The 17,396-nt window shown below is 43.7% G+C and carries 17 protein-coding genes; 7 read left to right on the top strand and 10 right to left on the bottom strand.

Annotated features, from left to right (window positions below; genetic code table 11):
• Positions 1-201 precede the first annotated feature (201 nt).
• From malI to purD, 4 genes are all read left to right on the top strand, one after another.
• Positions 202-1,224, top strand: coding sequence for a Mal regulon transcriptional regulator MalI (gene malI / locus A1QC_RS01345; RefSeq protein WP_017026568.1), 1,023 nt, complete (start codon positions 202-204; stop codon positions 1,222-1,224).
• A gap of 83 nt (positions 1,225-1,307) precedes the next feature.
• Complete coding sequence (locus A1QC_RS01340; RefSeq protein WP_017026567.1) at positions 1,308-1,511, top strand: hypothetical protein; 204 nt, start codon at positions 1,308-1,310, stop codon at positions 1,509-1,511.
• A gap of 251 nt (positions 1,512-1,762) precedes the next feature.
• The gene (gene purH / locus A1QC_RS01335) at positions 1,763-3,355 is read left to right on the top strand and encodes a bifunctional phosphoribosylaminoimidazolecarboxamide formyltransferase/IMP cyclohydrolase (RefSeq protein WP_026026012.1); all 1,593 of its coding nucleotides are present in this window, start codon (positions 1,763-1,765) and stop codon (positions 3,353-3,355) included.
• Positions 3,356-3,581: 226 nt separating this feature from the next.
• Positions 3,582-4,877: a phosphoribosylamine--glycine ligase gene (gene purD, locus A1QC_RS01330; protein WP_017026565.1), complete on the top strand. Its 1,296-nt coding sequence runs from the start codon at positions 3,582-3,584 to the stop codon at positions 4,875-4,877.
• 117 nt (positions 4,878-4,994) lie between these two features.
• Here the strand turns inward: purD and A1QC_RS01325 are convergent, their stop codons facing one another.
• From A1QC_RS01325 to A1QC_RS01315, 3 genes are all read right to left on the bottom strand, one after another.
• On the bottom strand, positions 4,995-5,702 hold the full coding sequence (locus tag A1QC_RS01325; RefSeq protein WP_017026564.1) for a DUF1481 domain-containing protein: 708 nt from the start codon (positions 5,700-5,702) through the stop codon (positions 4,995-4,997).
• Between the two features lie 85 nt (positions 5,703-5,787).
• Entirely contained in the window at positions 5,788-6,060 is a 273-nt protein-coding gene (gene hupA / locus A1QC_RS01320; protein ID WP_017026563.1) for a nucleoid-associated protein HU-alpha, read from the bottom strand.
• 256 nt (positions 6,061-6,316) lie between these two features.
• Entirely contained in the window at positions 6,317-6,910 is a 594-nt protein-coding gene (locus tag A1QC_RS01315) for a YjaG family protein (RefSeq protein WP_017026562.1), read from the bottom strand.
• Positions 6,911-7,022: 112 nt separating this feature from the next.
• On the opposite strand from A1QC_RS01315, the gene A1QC_RS01310 reads away from it, so the two are divergent.
• Both A1QC_RS01310 and A1QC_RS01305 read left to right on the top strand, forming a co-directional pair.
• Positions 7,023-7,961, top strand: a complete 939-nt coding sequence (locus tag A1QC_RS01310; RefSeq protein WP_017026561.1) for a D-2-hydroxyacid dehydrogenase — start codon at positions 7,023-7,025, stop codon at positions 7,959-7,961.
• Positions 7,961-8,545, top strand: a complete 585-nt coding sequence (locus tag A1QC_RS01305; RefSeq protein ID WP_017026560.1) for a uracil-DNA glycosylase family protein — start codon at positions 7,961-7,963, stop codon at positions 8,543-8,545. The genes A1QC_RS01310 and A1QC_RS01305 overlap by 1 nt, the downstream gene beginning before the upstream one ends.
• Before the next feature lie 54 nt (positions 8,546-8,599).
• Here the strand turns inward: A1QC_RS01305 and A1QC_RS01300 are convergent, their stop codons facing one another.
• The 6 genes from A1QC_RS01300 to nudC form a co-directional block, all read right to left on the bottom strand.
• Positions 8,600-9,757, bottom strand: a complete 1,158-nt coding sequence (locus tag A1QC_RS01300; protein WP_017026559.1) for an ABC transporter permease — start codon at positions 9,755-9,757, stop codon at positions 8,600-8,602.
• Positions 9,757-10,911: an ABC transporter permease gene (locus A1QC_RS01295; RefSeq protein WP_017026558.1), complete on the bottom strand. Its 1,155-nt coding sequence runs from the start codon at positions 10,909-10,911 to the stop codon at positions 9,757-9,759. The genes A1QC_RS01300 and A1QC_RS01295 overlap by 1 nt, the downstream gene beginning before the upstream one ends.
• 5 nt (positions 10,912-10,916) lie before the next feature.
• Entirely contained in the window at positions 10,917-11,903 is a 987-nt protein-coding gene (locus tag A1QC_RS01290; protein ID WP_017026557.1) for an HlyD family secretion protein, read from the bottom strand.
• On the bottom strand, positions 11,903-13,288 hold the full coding sequence (locus A1QC_RS01285; protein WP_017026556.1) for a TolC family protein: 1,386 nt from the start codon (positions 13,286-13,288) through the stop codon (positions 11,903-11,905). The genes A1QC_RS01290 and A1QC_RS01285 overlap by 1 nt, the downstream gene beginning before the upstream one ends.
• 232 nt (positions 13,289-13,520) lie before the next feature.
• Complete coding sequence (hemE, locus tag A1QC_RS01280; protein ID WP_017026555.1) at positions 13,521-14,591, bottom strand: uroporphyrinogen decarboxylase; 1,071 nt, start codon at positions 14,589-14,591, stop codon at positions 13,521-13,523.
• Positions 14,592-14,890: 299 nt separating this feature from the next.
• The gene (nudC, locus tag A1QC_RS01275; protein ID WP_017026554.1) at positions 14,891-15,652 is read right to left on the bottom strand and encodes an NAD(+) diphosphatase; all 762 of its coding nucleotides are present in this window, start codon (positions 15,650-15,652) and stop codon (positions 14,891-14,893) included.
• A 183-nt stretch (positions 15,653-15,835) separates the two neighbouring features.
• Here nudC and A1QC_RS01270 point away from each other — a divergent pair, with 183 nt between their 5' ends.
• Positions 15,836-16,327 (top strand): Rsd/AlgQ family anti-sigma factor, encoded by a 492-nt coding sequence (locus tag A1QC_RS01270; protein ID WP_017026553.1) that lies wholly within the window; start codon positions 15,836-15,838, stop codon positions 16,325-16,327.
• A 79-nt stretch (positions 16,328-16,406) separates the two neighbouring features.
• Here A1QC_RS01270 and A1QC_RS01265 read toward each other — a convergent pair whose 3' ends face one another.
• Complete coding sequence (locus A1QC_RS01265) at positions 16,407-17,300, bottom strand: DMT family transporter (RefSeq protein ID WP_026026011.1); 894 nt, start codon at positions 17,298-17,300, stop codon at positions 16,407-16,409.
• Positions 17,301-17,396 lie beyond the last annotated feature (96 nt).

Genomic DNA, 17,396 nt, shown 5'->3' with positions numbered 1-17,396 from the left:
AGGTTTAAAAAATGCCGATACTTTGAAATGACTTCATCGCTATCAGCATTGTTTTAAGGTTCGAAATAAATGATAAAACGTTTTACCTATAATTTTTGCAAAGTCGATCACGGTTATCTGAGTGAAAAGCAATCATTCTTTGATTTTGTGATCACGATAAAAGAATCTATCTTTACTAACTTTTTTATTAATAAGTGAGCAATGAGCATAACCAAACCCAAAATTACCGATGTCGCCAAATATGCTGGCGTTTCCGTTTCGACCGTCTCATTAGTGTTAAGTGGAAAAGGCCGAATTTCGGATGCCACCATTACTAAAGTAAACCAAGCCATCGAAACGCTGGGTTATGTCCGTAATAATGCAGCGGCAAATCTTCGCTCTAATACCTCCAACCTGATTGGTTTGGTGCTGCGTGATATTACCGATCCTTTTTATATGGGCATAACCGCAGGGTTAAGCGATCAACTCGAAAAACAAGGCTACATGCTTTTTCTCGCGCAATCTGGAAATGACAAGAATAAGCAGCTCAATTGCATTCAATCGATGATTCAGCAAGGGGTGGCTGGCATTGTATTTTGTCCAGTGCGTGAAGGAACTCAAGCTTGCCTCGATCTCATTAAACACGCCAATATTCCGGCGATCAGCATTGCCAGAGCCGATATAAATGCCAATATGGATTATGTCGGCCCCGATAACACTCACGCTGCCACACTCGCCACTCAGCACTTAATTGCACAAGGTCACCGACACATTGCCTACTTAGGTGGCACTAGCGACTCACTGACTCGCGCCGAACGTATTGGCGGCTATTGCTCGACCTTAATGCAATATGGGCTTCCATTTAAAAATGAATGGGTCGTCGAATGCGATCGACGCCAACAATCGGCAGCAGATGCGGCAGAGGAACTGTTAAATAAACACCCTAAAATCACCGCTATTTTATGCCATCGTTCCGCCACCACCATTGGTGCGATATACGGAGCGCAAGCGGCGGGAAAAACCATAGGTAAAGATAATTACATTGGGCAAGAAGTGGCCTTACTTGGGTTTGATGATGCAGCAGAAGCGGAGCTCACCACCCCTTCATTAAGCTTTGTAAACACATCAACCAAACAGATTGGTCAACAGGCCGCACTGCAAATGATCAGGAAAATGCAACAGCCACAATTGCCACCGCAACGCATTATTATCTCACCAACGATGATTTTACGAGACTCGGCCTGATAGAAACCTGACTTAACATGACTTAACACTATCATCACAACAGGTTATTATTTGTGCGCCATTCATAGATTTAAGGGATAGAAATGAAGAAGCTCACGTTTCAAGCCATCTTATTGAGCTCGGTATTATTCACGCTAGGTTGCGCACACCAAGATCAGAAAGCGTTTAAAGACAATGCAAGAGAAGCCGCTCAAGCAACCAAAGAAGCTGGCAGAACCATCGGCCACACCACTCGTGATGCCGCCAGAGAAACAGGCCACTTCTTCCGTGATATTTTTAAAGACTAACTCATTGATTTTACCTCACACGCAAAAAAGCCAAACGATTGCGCGAGCTTTTTAAACAGAAATTAGTTAGAATGTGCGCCATCAAATCTTGGGGTTTCCGGCTAGCTTGTCACTATTGGTCAGTAGTAGGCACGAGAAGCAACAAAGGTTTTTACCAAAACGCGTGAAGTCATATACACCACTCAACTTTTCTCGCTTTGGCAAACATCTTTATTTGTTTTTAACTCCGTGATTTAAGGAATATGGAAGCCATGCAAAACGCTCGCCCAATTCGCCGCGCTTTAATCAGCGTATCTGACAAAACTGGTATTGTTGAATTTGCTCAAGCACTGACACAACGTGGTGTAGAAATACTTTCAACCGGTGGCACTTTTAAGTTGCTACAAGATAATGCCATCACCGCAACAGAAGTGTCTGATTACACAGGTTTCCCTGAAATGATGGATGGTCGTGTGAAAACACTGCACCCTAAAGTTCATGGTGGTGTATTAGGCCGTCGTGGTACCGATGAAGCCGTTATGGAACAACACGGTATCAACCCAATTGATATTGTGGTGGTCAACCTTTACCCATTCGCTGAAACCGTTGCTAAAGCGGGTTGTACGCTTGAAGATGCCGTAGAAAACATCGATATCGGTGGGCCGACTATGGTTCGTTCTGCTGCGAAAAACCACAAAGATGTGACTATCGTGGTTAATGCACACGACTACGACCGCGTGATTGCAGAAATGGACGCAAACGACAAATCTCTAACATTAGAAACGCGTTTCGATTTAGCGATTGCAGCTTTTGAGCACACAGCGGCTTACGATGGCATGATCGCTAACTACTTCGGCACTATGGTTCCTTCTTATGGAGAGAACAAAGAAGGTGACGAGGAAAGCCAATTCCCACGCACTTTCAATCAGCAGTTCGAGAAAAAACAAGACATGCGCTACGGTGAGAACAGCCACCAAGCGGCGGCTTTCTATGTTGAGAAAAATCCTCAAGAAGCGTCTGTTTCAACAGCGCGTCAAATCCAAGGTAAAGCGCTTTCTTACAATAACATCGCCGATACCGATTCTGCGCTTGAGTGTGTGAAAGAGTTCAATGAACCTGCGTGTGTGATTGTAAAACACGCCAACCCTTGTGGTGTTGCGCTAGGTAAAGACATTCTTGAAGCTTACAACCGCGCTTATCAAACCGATCCTACTTCAGCCTTTGGTGGCATCATTGCTTTCAACCAAGAACTCGATGCTGCGACCGCTCAAGCGATTGTTGACCGTCAGTTTGTTGAAGTGATTATTGCACCAAGCGTTTCGGCTGAAGCCATTAAAGTGGTTGAAGCGAAGAAAAACGTTCGCCTATTAGAATGTGGCGAATGGTCAAGCAAGACGACTGAATTTGATATTAAACGTGTCAATGGTGGCTTGTTAGTTCAAGACCGTGACCAAGGCATGGTAAGCCTAGATGACCTAAAAGTGGTTTCTAAGCGTCAACCAAGCGATGAAGAATTAAAAGACGCACTATTTTGCTGGAAAGTAGCGAAATACGTGAAATCAAATGCGATTGTTTACTCAAAAGGTGACATGACGATTGGCGTTGGCGCTGGCCAAATGAGCCGCGTATACTCAGCGAAAATCGCCGGTATTAAAGCAGCCGATGAAGGCTTAGTGGTTGAAGGTTGCGTGATGGCATCGGATGCGTTCTTCCCATTCCGTGATGGCATCGACGCCGCGGCAGAAGCAGGCATTAAATGTGTGATTCAACCGGGCGGTTCAATGCGTGATGATGAAGTGATTGCGGCTGCCGATGAGCATGGCATGGCGATGATCTTTACTGGCATGCGTCACTTCCGCCATTAATTTTCTCTGCATAATTGGGGTGGCAACTGCGTTGACCGCCCCATTAATTTGAGAAAAACTTATTACTGTTTTATACATTTAGGGCAAAAATGCCCTTTAATGATTTTTCATTTTAGAGCAAGGCCTACATTATAGTTCAAGGAAAGTGAGCGGAGTTTATAAGTATAAATGAGCACACTTGACACAGAAATAGGATGTAGGGCGCAGCTATCAAAGGAAAAAATAAATGAATGTTCTAATTATTGGCGCCGGCGGCCGCGAACACGCGCTAGGCTGGAAAGCAGCACAAAACCCTGACGTTAAAACCGTATTCATTGCCCCTGGTAATGCCGGTACTGCGCTTGAGCCTAAGCTTAAAAACGTCAACATTGGCGTTGAAGATATCGCAGGCTTGGTTGAGTTTGCACAAAACAACAGCATTGAACTGACCATCGTTGGCCCTGAAGCACCGCTTGTAATTGGTGTGGTTGATGCCTTCCGCGAAGCCAAGCTGCCAATCTTTGGTCCAACTCAAGCGGCAGCACAGCTAGAGGGCTCTAAGGCGTTCACGAAAGACTTCTTAGCACGTCATAAAATCCCAACCGCTGATTATGCTAACTTCACTGAAATCGAGCCAGCACTGGCTTATGTGCGCGAGAAAGGCGCACCTATTGTGATTAAAGCCGATGGTCTTGCTGCTGGTAAAGGCGTGATTGTCGCGATGACGTTGCAAGAAGCCGAAGATGCAATTCAAGACATGCTAGCAGGTAACGCGTTTGGTGAAGCCGGCAGCCGCGTAGTGGTTGAAGAATTCCTTGATGGTGAAGAAGCCAGCTTTATTGTGATGGTCGATGGTTCAAGTGTACTGCCTATGGCCACCAGCCAAGATCACAAACGTGTCGGCGACCAAGATACCGGCCCGAACACTGGCGGTATGGGTGCATACTCTCCTGCACCAGTGGTGACCCCTGAAATCCATGAGCGTGTGTTGGAAGAAGTGATTTACCCAACGGTTCGCGGCATGGATGCAGAAGGCTACCCATATACTGGCTTCCTTTACGCTGGCCTAATGATCATGGCCGACGGCACACCGAAAGTAATTGAGTACAACTGCCGCTTTGGTGACCCAGAAACACAACCTATTATGATGCGTATGCAGTCAGATCTCGTTGAATTGTGTTTAATGGCGATTGATGAAAAATTGTATGAAGCGGAATCTCATTGGGATCCACGCGCTTCCATCGGTATTGTCTTAGCTGCTGGCGGTTACCCTGCCGATTACGCGAAAGGCGATGTGATCAGCTTGCCAACTGGCGCAGATGTTGAAGATCAGAAGATTTTCCACGCAGGTACTAGCAACAATGAAGCGGGCGATGTCGTGACCAATGGTGGACGCGTATTATGTGCGACCGCATTAGGCCATTCAGTTCTAGACGCACAGCAACGTGCGTATGAGCTCGCCAAACAAGTGAGCTGGAATGGTATGTTCCATCGTAACGATATTGGCTACCGCGCCATTGCTCGCGAGCAAGCGGAAAAATAATACTCTTCATCTAGCAGGCTAAGCGAACAAGCTAATCCACGCAGATGAATGATAAAAAGGCGCTTACAGAAATCCACTGTAAAGCGCCTTTTTCATGTTTCGGTTTAGAGGTAAGCTTTATTTTAAAATTAAATGAGAACGCTCTATACAGCCGTGACTGGCTTTATCAAGCACTAACAAGTTATTGACCACCACTGTTTTACTTTTCTTATCACGAGTGCCAATAAAGGCGGCATAGCTGGTGAAGTCATTTAAACGCTCAACGACCGTGATGGGTAACGACGCTTCTTGATAGTCCACATTTTTATATTGCACACCATCACAAGATTCAAAAGTATTGCCATCCCAAACCCCTTGAACTAACGACAAGCCTTGGGAATTAAGATCATCTACTTTTTCAACCAAATTATCCGCATCTTGAGAATATCTTTTTAAATCACTTTGATTAAGAGGCAAGATTTGATTGTCCACTCGATAGCGTTGATAAATGGCTTCGCCATCAGCACTGAAACGTATGTGTACCAGAAATGGCTTTAGGCTTTGATCAGGCTGGCGCATTTCACCTTCTCGTACGATCTCTTTTAACGTGCCATCTTGCCATTGATAGCTACTTTTATACCAAGCACGATCCGGCTGTTGAACATAATCAGAGGCACTTCTTGGGCTAGAAAGCGCACGAGTTAACCAATAGAACGATTTATCTTGGCCATCATAAGCGCCACCAGAAAGGTTAACCGGCTCAACAGAGCCACTAAATTTACTTTGCCACGACGAACAGCCAGCAAGTAAGAGGAGAGAGATAACAGGAAGAATTAGGCGCTTCATAAAAAAACTACGTTGAGAACAAACTCAACGTAGTATATACGCAAACAACCGCAGGATGCGAGTTGCAATCAGCCGTGAAGATGAATTATTTAACGGCGTCTTTTAGTGCTTTACCAGCGGTAAATGCAGGAACGTTTGCTGCAGAAATTTGGATCTCTGCACCCGTTTTAGGGTTACGGCCAGTACGTGCTGCACGGTGGTTAATTTTAAAAGTACCAAAACCAATTAGTTGAACTTGATCGCCATCTTTAAGCGCTTCAGTTACACCACCAATAGTTGCTTCAAGAGCAGCTTTTGCTTGAGCTTTAGATAAGTCTGCTTTTTCCGCAATTGCATCGATTAATTGAGTCTTGTTCATTCTAGGTTTCCCTTCTCATTTGGTTTTAGAAATCTGAATTCACTCTAAAGCATAAATGCCCCGCCTGGCAAAGGTTTGTGGCGATTCTTTTGCTCTTATGGCGCTTTTTTAACCTTAAATTGAGCTTCAACTCACATTTTGTATTTTTTCGGTAAAAACCATGACAAATTTATGAATTTTAAGCTATTAGTTCCCCCCTGGGATTGCAAGGCTAACATTCATAGCGAATATCATTTTAGAGTGAATTTTAACAAGATTAATGCTCGATACTGATGCCAATATTGCTGATCCCTTCTTCACGTAATTCAATACGCAGTTCTTTGATCAGGTCAATGTCACGAATTTCAGTTTCACGTAATGGACGAAACAGCGCCCATTGCACGTCCCACTCTTGGCAAACCGCTTCATTTTGCTTTTGATTTTCATTGGTGATTTCATCACAGCCTTGCGCTTCTTCTAATTGAGCGACCGTTTTTACTGAAAGCTGACTTAAATCGATCATGGCTTCGAACATTTCTTCACGATCCAATAAAGCATGCAATAAAATAGATAAACCAATACAAGCATCAATTGCAGGATAAACGGCATAAAACTCAAATTCTTCTGAGCTTGGGATCAGCTCTTCTAGCTTTTCCAACTGACGCTCAAAATTCACTTTAGCGGATTTGACCGTTAAAATTTCCCAAACGCTGTCTAAGATTTCACGATATTTTCGTGCATCAGCGAATTCTGTATTTTCACAAAATAAGGCATAGTTTGGATACATGCGTTCACACAGGCTGGCCATAAACGTCATTTGCTGCCAAGGAACGAATTTTTCTAGACGGACTTGAAGAGGATTCTGTAGCATAATACTCAAAACATAATCAAAAAAAAGACAGCAGAAGTGTACTTGATAACCGAATCGTTTACTTGAAAAAGCATTCGATTTTATAAAAAAAGCAGCGAATAAGGTTAATTAAATGACGTTCCCCCCCCAGCAGCAACCGGCATTATTGTACATTAAGTCAAATCAGGCCGAGGTTTACCGCCAGCTATTGCAGCAATCTAGCCTAAAAACACTGCCTATTACGGATGATAAAACACAAGCCACAATTATACTGGCTGATCCACCTCTGCTTGCCACTCAATTGCATGAATTCCCCAAGCTTTCGTGGGTCCAATCAACCTTTACTGGGATTGATGCATTAACCGAACCGTCATTACGCAAAGATTATCAACTCACCAATGTGAAGGGAATATTTGGCCAACTGATCAGTGAATATGTGCTCGGTTATTCATTAAGCTACTTTCGACATTTTCAGCAATATCAACAGCAGCAGCAACAAGCACTCTGGCAGCCTCACGCTTATCAATCCGTTGCCAACAAAAAAATGATCATTTTAGGCACAGGGTCAATAGGGGCTAAGCTTGCTCAAACCGCCTCAGCGTTAGGCTTTTTGGTTATTGGTGTTAATCGTAGTGGCATAACGCCTAAAGAAAGCACCTTTGAGCAATGTTATTCAATTGATGAGCTTGATAGCGCGCTAAGCCAAGCGGACATCATCGTGAATACCCTACCTAGCACCCAGCGCACTCGTAAGCTGATTAACCAATCACATTTATCACATTGTCGTGATGCATTGCTCTTTAATGTTGGGCGTGGCGATGTGATTGATGATGAGGGCTTATTAGTCGCGTTGGAACATCACTGGGTTGCCCATGCATTCTTGGATGTATTTGCCGTCGAACCTATCGCCGCAACTCACCCTTATTGGCAACACCCTAAAGTCACCGTCACGCCGCATATCGCAGCCACCAGCTTTCCCGAACAAGTCTTTGAGATATTTGAACAAAACGTCCAACGATGGATGAACCAACAACCACTATTAAATGAAGTAAATTTCGAGCGAGGCTATTAATGGGCTCATTTAGCTTTGATGAGTTGATGCAAAAAATATCACAGTGCCAAACTTGTGCTTCGTTTCTAGAGCACGGCTGCCGACCTGTGGTTCAAGCTCATCCGAATGCTAAAGTGTTAATCATCGGGCAAGCTCCGGGCTTAAAAGTTCATCAAAGTGGCATTCCCTTCAATGATGCCAGTGGCGATCGGTTACGGCAGTGGATGGGAATCGATAAAGAAACCTTTTATCACCCCGAAAAACTGGCGATTATGCCGATGGGGTTCTGCTATCCAGGAAAAGGGAAAAGTGGCGATTTAGCACCACGTAAAGAGTGCGCACCACAATGGCACCAAGCGCTATTAGAGCAACTGCCCAATATCGAGTTCATTTTATTGATAGGGCAATACGCACAACAATATTATTTAAACGATAAGCCAAACACTCTGACAGAAACGGTTCAAGCGTGGCAGCAATGGGCGCCCAAATTTATTCCTTTGCCGCACCCATCTCCGCGCAACAATATTTGGTTAAAGAAAAACCCTTGGTTTGAACAAGACGTTATTCCTTATCTGCAACAGCAAGTGCATCAGTATTTGAAGTGATGATACCCAGAATAATTGAAGGGTATATGTTTATCTATTACGCGGATAGATTTACTACGCTATAGAGTTAACGGTCGATTTTCGTTTCATTAACCACAATGCTAACGCTCCATACACCAACACTTGCACCCATAATTGCCAAAAATAAGGCAACACTTGTTCAAAGCTAGCCCCCATTTGGTTTAACCGAAGGAAACCATTAATTGCAGGTGTGGATGGTGCAAACTGAGCTAGCCAATACAACACTCTCGGCAATTCGGAGATTGGCCACACAAAGCCGGCACAAAAAACTAAAGGTAAAGAACTCAGCACCACAATCACGGTGGCGATTTCACGCCTTGGAATGAGCTCGCCAATGACCATACCGGTAAAAATCACCGCTAATAAGAACGGTAAAGTCATAGCAAATAAATGCCAAATTGAAGCCAGTTTGCTAATGCCATAAAACTCAAAACTAAAACCAAAGTAATACATCACCAATGGGATATACGTCAGTAATAGGATTAGCGTGCGAGTCGACCATAAATCGATGGGTTGGCACTCACTCCAATAGCCTTTTTTATTCGCTTGCCTTTGTTCATTTTGCCCACCGCCGAGTAAACCAGCCGCTATCAACAAGGTTTGATGCAAGATAAGCACAAAGACCGCTGGGACAATGTAGTTAATGTAGCCATTGGTTGGATTAAATACAGGTTGCATGGATAAGTGAATTGGCGCGTATTGCTGTGAAGCTAATACTAAATTCTCCCCCGACATGACCATTCGAGACACTTTCGCTTTGGCGGATAAGGTTCCCCCAGCGGTTGCGAGCCCTTCAACGACCGTACCATAAACTAAAAAATAGGCCGCATCGCCGGCATAAGCTAAGGTTGGACTTTTCCCTAAGAGTAAGTCGCGACTGAAATGGCGAGGAATCAATAAGATGCCATGCACATCACCTTGATTAAGCAATTGCTGAGCCGCTTCCAAACTATAAACATGTTGAGTAATGGACACTTGCGGAGTGGCATCAACCATACGCTCAAGTTCTCGGCTGGTTGACGTATTATCTAGATTAACCACCACAATCGACTGATCTCTGGGCAATTGTTGGCTATAAGGCAATGGGTACAAAAAAGAGTACATCACTATCCCACCAAAAACCGTTAACAATAAAGCCGGATTGGTGTAAATCGTTTTTAGTTCGCAGCGAAACACATGCCACCAGCTCATTATGCTTGTCCTCGCTGAGTACCATTGGTAAGTGCACGCGCTTTAAATATCACCACAATCAACAAGCTGCTAAATAACGCGAGAACCAACAATTGCCCGCTCGCTTGATCGAGCCCTATTCCGTTATTCACCTGCTTGACTTGCACATCAATATAATGACTAACGGGTAATAAATTACGCCATATTTGCGCCAGCATCGGCATATCAGTTGAGGGGAAAGTAATCCCCATGAATGCAAAAGCCGGCGCAGTAAACGCCGCAACAAAGCTCATGGAACGGGTGGCATCTTGAGTGAGCATAAAAAATAACGCCCCAACACTTTGGCATGCGAGCACCATCAAAAACTGCCCGAGCAATAGAATCCCCCAACTGCCATGCATTGGCCACTCTAACCAACCATACATTGCCCATAAAAAGACTAAACCTTGCGCAAGGAACAATATGGTATAAGGTAATAATTTGATCAAAATAGATTGTGTCGGGTGCTCTCCAAGCCAATCAATCACACCTTTTCGACGCTGCTCAACGGCAAAACTGAGAACCGTAGTCGCCACGATAAATATTTGCCACAGTGCGGGTATCGCAGCGGAAACCAAAAACTGTCCATAATGACTATTACTGTTAAATAAAGCCGTGATTTGAGTTTGAATCGGCACAGCTTGCGCTAAAGCTTGTTGTGGAGGAACATTGCCGTGGCTCATGTTTTTAACGGCGCTGATCTGCGCGTTATAAGTACCCTGAGCTTGTTGCATCGCAGCATTGACTAGCTTACCAATCAAGATAAATTGGCTATTGTAAAAGGTCGTCACCGTCGGTGGATGCCCCAATAATACATCTTTATTTAACCCTTTAGGGATCACCACTAAGGCATAAATATTGCCAGACTTTAGTGCCTCGCTGCCTTTTTGCACCGATGTAAAGCTTTGGGTCACTGCAAGGGTTGGTGATACATCGTAGTAACGAATTAAGCCTCGAGATAACGAGCTTTGCTCAAAATCGACAACGCCGATAGGTAAATCGCGCGCAGTCCCACTGGCGAATACCCACCATAATGCAAAAAACATGGTTAACGGTAACCAAAACAGCATCGCCTTCAGCCAAGGTTGTTGACCAATGATTTTGATTTCTTGAGTGATGTGATCACGCACCAGCATATCAATTACTCACTTTGATAATCGAGCAAGACACTCATACCCACACGTAAGTTCTCAATAGGCTGAATTGGTCGAGCTTCCATTTCAAAGGTTCGCATATCAAAGCCTTGGTTTGAATCCGTCGTACGCCAAGTAGCAAAATCACCCATCACGGCAATATGCGTAACGATAAAGGTGTAAAGCCCGTCACCTAAAGCTGGAATCGATACCTGAATTTCTGAGCCTTGTTTGAATTGCTTTAATTTATCTTCACGTACATGAAATATTGCCCACGCATCTTTCATATCCACAATCGTCACCACCGGGAAACCTTGCGGTGCTAGCTCACCGGCATGCAGCAAAATGTCACTGACTTCACCGTTATGCCAACTTTCTATTTTAGTGTCGGCCGCATAAGCTTCAACTTCTGCAACCGCACCTGCCGCTTGTTGCTCTTGTGCTTTCGCGGCACGTTTAGTTTCATCACGCGCTCCTTCTTGCGCCATTTGATACATTTGATAGGCCGAGCGTTCGGTATAACGAGACGCTTGCCATTGGGTATAGGCCTCATCACGTTTTTGCTCTGCTACTACACCATCTTTATATAAGTTTTGTACACGCTGATAAGTTTTCTCCATTAATGCGGAAGCCGCTTTTGCTTTGCGCCATTGATCTTGGGCCGCGGCAATCTCTTGGCTACGCGCCCCCGTTTCGGCTTGATCGGCCATCGCACCCGCAGCGCCTTCTGCGGCTTTTGCTTGGGCTAATTTTGCTTCAATCTCTGGGCTTAATAGCGTAAAGATCGGTTGTTCAGGCTTCACCCTATCGCCTTTTTTAACCAAGACTTGCTCAATGCGCCCCGCCACCTTCGATGAAATCAAATACTGTTGAGCTTCAATTTGCCCTTGGAATCGTTCTGTTTTTGGCTGATAAGCTAACCAAAAGGTATAGCTTAGCCAGCCGATCACAACAATCGCAAGAACAGCAAAAATGATAGATTTGGTTGAGCGCATTATTGAACCTCTAATCCTTGATATTGTTGATACTGCGTGAAACTGTCCACTTCACCACTGACGGCTAATAAACGAGAAAGTGATAACACGTATTGATAAGCAGCCGCGGAGCGTTGGGTTTTTATGCTGTTTAAATACATTTCAGCATCCACCACATCTAACGAGGTTGATAACCCTTGGCTAAAAGCTTTTTTCTGCAAGCGAATATTTTCTTCCGCCATATCCACATTCGATCCAAGACCGTTATATTCTTCTAATGCTTGATTGGCTTCACGGTAAGTTTTTTCCACCAGCAAGGATAAATCTTGCTTGGCTTGCGCTCTCAAATAACCAACTTTCTTAATGGCACTGTGAGCGGCACCAACTTTATCTGAACGCCCTGAAGTATCCAGTAATGGCACACTCACGCCAACGCCGACCAACCAGTCCGGTGACGTGTCACCGACTAGGGTATCGTCTTTATAAATATTGTAATTACCATATACGTACACTTCTGGATAATATTTACCTTTCTCAACCTCAACCAACCCATTGGCTTGTTTCTCTTTGGCATCCAAGATATTTAAGCCTGGATAATCAGAAAGGGTTTTATCTAAGAAGGCTTGCATCGGTGGCAAGCTTTGATTGATGAAAAGCTTCGTTGAAGGCTCGGCTAAAGAGGGGGATTTAATTAAACGCGTTAATGCCATTTGAGCAATTTCAACATCACGTTGTGCTTTCTTAGTTTCCACTTTGGCTTTGTCGTACGCAACTTCGGCTTGCAAACGTTGCACTCGAGCGATTTGACCTTGTTCTTGCATTTTCTTGGCATGATCAAAATGCTCTTTCAGGCCTCGTTCAACGTCTTGTCTGGTGAGTAAAACTTGCTGAGCCAATACCACGCCAAAATAGTACTTAGATAAATCTTCAAATTTACCTTGCTGCTTCATTTCTAGCATATATTTTGCTTCATCAGATTGGGCTGAAGCAATGTCTTGAGCGGCAGAAATGCGCCCTCCAGTAAAAATTGGCCAAATAGCACGAATCGAACTGGTAAAAATATCTTTTTCAACCAAAGTAGAAGTGAGCATGCCATCAAAGGCTTGGGTCAAAGCGCTCGATCCAACTGACGTACTGTCTGCCAATTGCGAAGGAGAAACCGTCACATCATCATCAAGTCGAGTATAGTTAGCGCTGAGGGTGACGCTGGGTAAATTCAAAGCACCTAATGCTTCTTGCTTGTATTGAGCTTGTTCAACGCCCGCTCGCTCAGCAGCAAGACCATCATTATTTTTTAATAGTGATTGCCATGCTTGCTGAAAGCTGGTGTCTTGTGACCATGCTGGCCATGAGCAAAACAAGGTTAACGAGAACCATGTCAGTGAAAGTCTGCTCTTGCGTTTCATGCCTTTCATCCTAAATAACCACCACCACAAGTCTCCAACTGCATAATCGTCGGCTCAAAAGTAAGTATCCACACATTGATTTTTTCATCTTACGCTATTTAAGCATAACTGATCGGATCTGATTAAAAAACTGTTCAGAACAGTGCATTCGTCTGCATTTTAAAATGACAGGATCCCAAGATATAAAAAAAGCGCAACCAAATTGGCTGCGCTTCATTTTATTCAATCACCATTACTTCTGATGGTACGGCTTTGAAAGCTCATGCACGGCATCAACAAATACACCGGCATTTTCTGGCGGCACATCCAAATGAATACCATGGCCTAAGTTAAATACATGACCAGTACCAGCATCACCAAAGCCTTCAAGAATGGTAGCAACTTCTTGACGAATACGCTCTGGCTGAGCATAAAGCATGGATGGGTCCATATTGCCTTGCAATGCCACTTTGTCACCAACACGCGCAACTGCATCTGCAATGTTAATCGTCCAATCCAGACCGACTGCATCACAACCCGTTGCCGCGATTTTTTCCAACCACATGCCACCATTTTTGGTGAACAAGGTAACTGGAACACGACGACCGTCATTCTCACGAATTAAGCCATCGACGATTTTATGCATGTATTGCAAAGAAAAATCATTGTAATCGCGCGGGGTTAACACTCCGCCCCAAGTATCAAATACCATCACAGATTGTGCACCCGCTTTGATTTGCGCATTCAAATATTCAATAACACTGTCAGCCAGCTTATCTAATAACGCATGCAAAATAGCCGGGTCGGCGTACATCATTTTCTTAATTTTAGTGAACGCTTTTGAACTGCCACCTTCAACCATGTAAGTTGCTAAGGTCCACGGGCTACCAGAAAAGCCAATCAGTGGCACTTCACCTTGCAAGTCTTTACGAATTTGGCGAACCGCATTCATCACATATTGCAATTCACCTTCTGGATCAGGCAGGCCGATTTTATCGACATCCGCTTTGCAGGTAATTGGACGCTCAAATTTAGGCCCTTCACCGGCTTCAAAATACAAGCCTAATCCCATTGCATCTGGAATAGTTAAGATATCAGAAAACAAAATAGCGGCGTCTAAAGGGAATCGGCGCAATGGCTGAAGCGTAACTTCTGATGCTAATTCTGCATTTTTACATAACGACATGAAATCGCCAGCTACACTGCGAGTTTGGCGGTATTCCGGTAAATAACGACCCGCTTGGCGCATCATCCATACTGGCGTGTAATCCACAGGCTCTTTAAGTAAAGCGCGTAGGTAGCGGTCATTTTTTAATTCGGTCATTTTTCTATCCTAAAATTGGGCAGTCTTTATTCTGTTTCGTATTGGCTTATTCTACCATTGCACAGCGCACATTTTGCTAATGGTTTGTAATAGAGATCATGTTCCTGAACATTAAACTCTCTTGATATTTGCTTGAACTGAGCTATTTGTTAATAATTTGTTGGCTAGCAATCTAATTGCTAATAAAAATGATAACAAGCTCGAGCACATGAATGTTCAGCATCTCATAACGACATCTTACTTACCCCTCCGGCGAACCCGGAGGTTTTTTTTATCTATCACGCCGTGTTTTGTCTATCTCAACTTGGATTAGCCAATGTATGTTCGATTAAGGCTCGTGCAATAGTGCCTTCTGGTGCTACCGGTGGCAATGCCTCTTTGGTAAACCAAGCCGCTGACGATAGCTCGGTTTTATCCACTTTAATCTCACCACTTGCATAATCAGCCAAGAAAGCGACCATCATGCTCGATGGAAAGGCCCAAGGTTGGCTTCCAAAATACCGAATATTGGTCACTTCAATACCGGTTTCTTCTTTCACTTCTCTTGCCACACATTGTTCAAGCGTTTCACCTACTTCAACAAATCCAGCAATCACTGTGTGCATACCACTGGTATGCCGAGCATGTTGGGCCAATAATATTTGGTCATCTTTACGTATCGCCACAATAATACATGGGAAGATACGAGGATAATGCAAAGTACGGCACTCACCACACTGCATAGCAATCTGATTGTGGTTAAGATGATTACGACCACCACATTGAGCACAAAATCGTTGAGAGCTTGCCATATGGCCATATTGCACTGCTCGGCTTGCCATTAAAAATAATGCTTCCGGCTCGGAGAGTAAATCTCTTAATGGCGTCATCTCGAGCTCAAAGTCGATATCAATCGCATTCAGCCAATAACACGGTGTTCCCTCCAACTGCCCGATGTAAATGGCATGCTCTGTTGGTAGGTTCAATGCTTCAGCAGTTGCATAAGGCAATGTTTTGTCTTGCAAATGTAACGCGCTGTTCTCAACGATACACCAGTATACTTTTTGATCTTTTTTTAACATCGGCTGATCTCATTGCTTGAAGTTCCACCATTTTACTGGCAATCTAATTTCATACCAGTGCTTATCGATTTGCGGTCAATAATTACTCATATAACTACATGGTATACACTGTCAAAAGGACACTCTATTGACTAATAGAGCCGCTACACGCACAAAGGCGTTAGCAATTATGAGGATATAGCCATGCTAAATAAATTAAAACAAACTCAGGCGCAATTTGGCGGATCCAGTGATGTCATCGACCATTGGCTAGAAACCAGACAAAATTTGATCGTTGAATATTGGAAACTGGCGGCATTCGAGCCAAGCCAGCATAAGAAAACCGCTCTCACTAAACTTCCTTCGCCTGCCGAGTTGCAAAACTTTTGCCAGCATGTGGTTGACTACATTTCTGAAGGTCACTTCAAAATTTACGATATGGTCATGCAAAAATGGCAATCCACCGGTTTTTCTCCAACCGAAGATATCGATCAAACCTATGCCAAGATAGTAACAACGACTGAACCCTTACTGAATTACACCGACAAATACGCGGAAGTCGATGCTGAAGATGAGTTAGAAGATTTTGAATTTGACCTGTCTCAAATTGGTGAGGTTTTAGAAGATCGCTTTGAGCTTGAAGATCAACTGATTCAAATGATTGCGGAAAGTTTAGAGATCCCACCAGGCGCATAAAGAGCGTTGGATTCTCGTTCAACACACGGTTTTTGGTTATTTTGATAATAACCAAAAACGATGCTTTGCCTCTTTTAGACTATTTTTGTGGCACTTTCGCCATGACCGGCCGAGTGCTTTTGCTTCTTTGAGCTAAAATCACCCCACCAATGATCATCGCCATTCCAACATAATGGAAGAAGGTTAATTGCTCATCTAAAATCACACTAGCAAATACCGCGGTAACAGCTGGCATTAAGTTCATAAAGATTGCTGCTTTATCTGCCCCTAAATGTTCAATACCCATCATCCAACACCAAGGCGCAATAATCGATGCCAGTAACCCTGCATATAGAATCAAAGGTACGGTATGCTGATTAAGATGAACCTGCTCGCTCATGCTAAACAAAGGCAATAGCATCACTAATGCGCAACACACTTGCACATAAACAGATTGCCAATTTGAAATCGGCATTCTCCAACGCTTAATAAGAACAACATATAAGGCATAAGCCACTGTCCCTAAAAGGACGAGGACATCCCCATGATTCATTCCTTGAGAAAATAACCCTTTCACATCTCCATGACTCAACATGATTATCAAGCCAACGAAAGAAATCACCGCACCAAATACCGCGTATAACGTTAACTTTTGATTCAAAAGTGGGATGCTTAAAAAAAGCCCTATCAAAGGAACCAGAGAAGTGATCAAAGATAAATTTAATGCTGTGGTGCTTAACCCTGCGTAATAACCTAAAGACTGATTCAACACCATCCCAAGCATAGCAAGAAACATCAACTTAGAAAGATAAGGCAAAATCACTTTTCGATTCTTCCAAGTCGGCACAATCAAAAAAGGCGTTAGGACAATAAATGCCACCAGCCAACGGTAAAATGAAATGGCTCCAGGGTCGATAACGGTTGATGCCATCTTATTAATGATGGCATTCCCTGCCCAAATAAAAACGGTAATGATGGGAAATAAATAAAGCATGAGAACGCCACAAAAGATAATACCGATTGGCAAGTATACGCCTTAAAATTAACAAGGCTAATATCGTGATATCAATTCAAGGGATTTCTGACATGA

The organism is Vibrio rumoiensis 1S-45 (genome assembly GCF_000286955.2).
Taxonomy (GTDB): Bacteria; Pseudomonadota; Gammaproteobacteria; order Enterobacterales; family Vibrionaceae; genus Vibrio; species Vibrio rumoiensis_A.
This window is presented reverse-complemented; position numbering and strand designations above follow the sequence as displayed.